Source organism: Bradyrhizobium pachyrhizi (genome assembly GCF_001189245.1).
Classification (GTDB): domain Bacteria; phylum Pseudomonadota; class Alphaproteobacteria; order Rhizobiales; family Xanthobacteraceae; genus Bradyrhizobium; species Bradyrhizobium pachyrhizi.
In genome coordinates this window covers 1-2,891 of sequence record NZ_LFIQ01000025.1, presented here as the reverse complement: position 1 = coordinate 2,891, position 2,891 = coordinate 1, and the positions used below count along the sequence as shown (strand labels likewise).

Here is a 2,891-nt window from a genome sequence, read left to right as displayed (position 1 = left end):
AGTTCGTGAAAATGGCTGCCGCGAAATCGCGCGAACTTCGCATTCAGCACACTTGAGCATTTTCGGTTCTGATCGAATCAGAACCGAAGCTCTGGATTCTTGTTTTGACGCGTTTCCTTCACGCGAACCGGTGCCCACTTCGCTCGAAAACGCTCTAACCGTCTCCTCGGCGCCAGCTAGGGCTTCGCCGATGTCTTGGCGGATCCTTGCCGCGAGGCGATGATGACGCCGGCAAGCACCAGCGCGTAGCCGATCAGATGGAACGGCGCGAGCGTCTCGCCGAGCAGCAGGATCGCCATCGCCGAGCCGAACACCGGCACCAGATGGAAGAACGGCGCGGCGCGGTTCGGGCCGATCAGCGCGACGCCGCGGTTGAAGAACAGATAGGCGAGCGTGGACGGGAAGATCAGCGTATAGCCCAGCGTGGCAAAGGTCAGGACGTCGAGCTTCAGCGTCACGCCGTTTAAGAATTCCCAGGCCGCCGCCGGCAGCAGCATCAGCGCACCGCAGCAGGTGGTGAACGAGATCAGCGAGAGCTGATGGATTTTCGGCCGCCTCGGGATCAGCGCCGAATAGAGCCCGAACGACACCAGCGAAGCGCCGAACATGATGTCGCCGCGGTTGAAGCTGATGCTGGCGAGCGCGGAGAAGTCGCCGCGCAGGATGATGGTTAGCACACCGGCCAGCGAGATCGCGATGCCGGCCAGCTGCGCCGGCGTCAGCCGGACGCCAAACAGGATCAGCGACCACAGCGCCACGAACAACGGCCCCGCCGACTGGATCAGCAGCGCATTCAGCGCCTCGGTGTACTGCATCGCCCAGTAGGAGATCGCGTTGTTGAAGGCGAAGCCGACCGCGGACAACAGCAGCATCAACGGCAGGGCGCTGCGCAGCTTCGGCCAGTCCTGTTTCAGATGCGGCCAGGCGAACGGCAACAGGATCAGGAAGACGCCGAACCAGCGGATCGTGGTCAGCGTGACCGGCGGCACATGGCTGCCGACATGGCGCGCCAGCACGATGTTGGCGGCCCAGAACAGCGACGTCAGGCTGAGCAGCAGATAGGGCTGGTTATTGAGCCAGTTGAGCGGCGAGCGGCGTGGGGTTGTGGCAGGTGCGGGCAAGGCGCGAAGGTCGGTCATTATTTGATGGATGTTGTGCCCGAATCCGGCACGTCGACAAGACGAAAGTGCGGATTGGAGCCATGCGTGGCCGACCGAATCTGTGGCAGCAGACACACCGTCCGAGATGTCATCCTTCCCAGGCGCAAGAATTATCCCCGTCATCCCCGCGCAAAGGCGAAGCCTTTGCGCGGGGATGACGGGGGGTAGTTTCTTGCGTGTGGCCTGAGCCGTCACCGCCTATTTCTGCGGCCCCGACAGCGAGATGTCGCGCTCGGCGCGGAACACGTTGCTGTAGAGATTGGCGATCCATTGCCGTCCGCTGGAGGTGATGTTGAGGTAGCGGATCGCCTTCTGCACATGCGGGGCGACACTGTCCCAGTAGAACCGCGGATAGCGGTCGACGAGATCGGCCGGCGAATCGTAGCCGAGCTGGCGGTTCAGTCCGGCCTCCTCGAATTCGATGTACAGCGCGTTGGCCTTGCGGATGTAGTGGGGATCGCCGAGTTGGCCGATCAGATCGGCGGCCCGCAGCAGGGTGGCCTCTTCGCCGAAATCCTCATCGTCATCAGGGTCGCTCAGCGGAAAGCGGGTGCCTTCGATGGCACGCACAATGCGCTCCTTGTCGAGCAGGGTGACGCCCTTGAGCCGCTCCATTACGAAGATCTTGGAGCGGTCGACGTGGTAGGACATCAGCGCCGCATCCGACGAGCCGCGCGGCAGGATGATCTTGCGGCCGTCGGCCTCGACCAGATAGCCGTCCTGGCCGTCGGCCTCGAACAACCCGCGCACATAGCCGATGTCATGGGTGAGGCAGGCGATGATGACATGGGCATAATCCTCGGCGCTCATGTGCGAGTGCAGCGCACGGCCGCGCAGGATGTCGTGGCCGGCCAGCGTCACCAGCATGGTGTGCTCGACATTGTGATAGAGCGCGTCGCTGTTGCCGATGCATTCGAGCGCGATCCGGGCGATCGAGGGCACCATTTCGACCAGCTGGGTCTGCGAAGAGCCGAACCGGCGCTGCATGTACTCGCCGAGGAATTTGCCGAGCGCGTCGGCCGCTAGTTCTGGAAGGGTCATCACGGCCTTGACCTCCGAGAGCTGGCCTGAGTTTACGGCCCGGCGGTATTTCAGGCTAGTCCCGCGATGTGACATAATCGTTGCGGCCAAACCGATGTGCCTTGACCGATGTGCCTTGGGGCGGGAGCGGGTGATGGGTGTCGATCTCTTGAACGTCAAAGGCTTGAACGAGCTGGACCGCGAGGCGCCGGTCGTGATGGTCAATCTGATGCGGTTTCGCGCGCGATCGCTCGACGGCGACGGCTCGGGCTGGGATGCCTATTTGCGCTACAGCGCGCTCACCGTCCCGATGATCAAGGCGCGTGGCGGCACGCTGCTGTGGACCGGCAGCGCCGAGACTGTCGCGCTGGGCGAGCCGTCCGGCCAGCGCTGGGACTATCTCGCGCTGGTCTACTACCCGAGCGTCGCCGCCTTCATCGACATGATGACCTCGGCCGATTACGAAGACCTCTGCGACCCGCATCGCCGCAACGGCTGCGAGGAGCACGTCATCATCGCGACACGCGAGGCCTACAGCAAGTTCAAGGTGGGGTGAGGGAGTAGCGCGCGCCGTGCCTGGCGGCATGCTCAGATCTATCACCGTCACCCTGAGGTGCGAGCGGAGCGAGCCTCGAAGGATGACGGGATTGAAGACGGGACAACATGTCCGACGTCGTCCGTGCGAAAGCAGGGAGGTAGATTCACATTCGA

At 63.2% G+C, this 2,891-nt stretch carries 3 protein-coding genes; 1 reads left to right on the top strand and 2 read right to left on the bottom strand.

From position 1 onward, the window contains the following. Positions 1-176: 176 nt before the first annotated feature. Together AKL29_RS02040 and AKL29_RS02035 are read right to left on the bottom strand one after the other, a co-directional pair. Entirely contained in the window at positions 177-1,139 is a 963-nt protein-coding gene (locus AKL29_RS02040) for a DMT family transporter (RefSeq protein WP_050382732.1), read from the bottom strand. 219 nt (positions 1,140-1,358) lie between these two features. After that, positions 1,359-2,204: a hypothetical protein gene (locus AKL29_RS02035; RefSeq protein ID WP_050383010.1), complete on the bottom strand. Its 846-nt coding sequence runs from the start codon at positions 2,202-2,204 to the stop codon at positions 1,359-1,361. A gap of 130 nt (positions 2,205-2,334) precedes the next feature. Here AKL29_RS02035 and AKL29_RS02030 point away from each other — a divergent pair, with 130 nt between their 5' ends. After that, the gene (locus tag AKL29_RS02030) at positions 2,335-2,736 is read left to right on the top strand and encodes a DUF1330 domain-containing protein (RefSeq protein ID WP_050382726.1); all 402 of its coding nucleotides are present in this window, start codon (positions 2,335-2,337) and stop codon (positions 2,734-2,736) included. Positions 2,737-2,891: the final 155 nt, after the last annotated feature.